This window comes from Aliiroseovarius marinus, assembly GCF_004360145.1.
In the GTDB taxonomy this organism is placed as follows: domain Bacteria; phylum Pseudomonadota; class Alphaproteobacteria; order Rhodobacterales; family Rhodobacteraceae; genus Aliiroseovarius; species Aliiroseovarius marinus.
The window spans coordinates 1-848 of record NZ_SAIT01000036.1 but is presented as its reverse complement, the minus strand read 5'-3'; the positions used below and the strand labels follow the sequence as shown (position 1 = coordinate 848).

Annotated in this window: 2 protein-coding genes; both read right to left on the bottom strand. The window is 55.4% G+C overall.

Going from position 1 to position 848, the window contains the following annotated elements; genetic code table 11:
- Positions 1-61: 61 nt before the first annotated feature.
- Positions 62-628: a recombinase family protein gene (locus EOL43_RS15270; protein WP_133489780.1), complete on the bottom strand. Its 567-nt coding sequence runs from the start codon at positions 626-628 to the stop codon at positions 62-64.
- 26 nt (positions 629-654) lie between these two features.
- Positions 655-848 (bottom strand): hypothetical protein (locus EOL43_RS15440; RefSeq protein WP_205669568.1); only part of this gene is annotated, 194 nt, incomplete at its 5' end.

Here is an 848-nt window from a genome sequence, read left to right as displayed (position 1 = left end):
GGCCCCATCGGAAGGTTTCTTCGTAGAACCACGCTAAGGAAGAACGAAGCCTGAACATGGTTTATGGCGCGGTGTTTCTGATGATTTTGTAAGCTGTTGATCTGCCTATGCCGAGATGTTTTGCGGCCTGGGCGACGGATTTTCCGGCGCTGACAAGATCTCGGAGGGCTGAGATTGTCTCGGGCTGCAATGGCGGCCGCCCAGGGGTGCGGCCATGCTTTCGGGCGTTGACCAGGCCATCTTTGGTGCGTTCTGAGATCAGACGGCGCTCGAAATGCGCGATGGCCCCGAAGACGTGGAATACGAGTTCGCCAGCGGCGGATGTTGTGTCGATCCGTTCCTCAAGGCTGATCAGATTGATCTCCCTGGCCTTGAGGTCATCGACGGTTTCCAGAAGTTCCTTGAGCGACCGGCCCAAGCGATCGAGACGGATGACAGCGAGCGTATCGTTGGGCCTGGCCTGATCAAGCAAGGCCACCAGACCAGGCCGGTTGAACGTCTTGCCGGAGATCACGTCTTCGAACACGCGAATGGCACCGTGTTGCAGCAGCCGGTCTTTTTGGCCGGACAGGTCTTGGTCGGCGGTCGAGACCCTTGCGTATCCGAGGATGTCGCCGGGTCGGGTCATTGCTACTTGAACATCCAAACGCGGCTTTACTCTCTGCTTCTAAAGTAGTTAGCGATTGCCATGAAGCCAAAGAAGATGGCGGCATAGATTGCCGTTTGGGTAAGCGTGAACCCAAAATCCAAGAAATAGCCAAGGCCCGCGTAGATTGCTGTGGAGATGAGAGTTACGAAAAACGCACTAAGAGCTGCTTGTTTCATACAGATGTCATGTCTCCAAAACG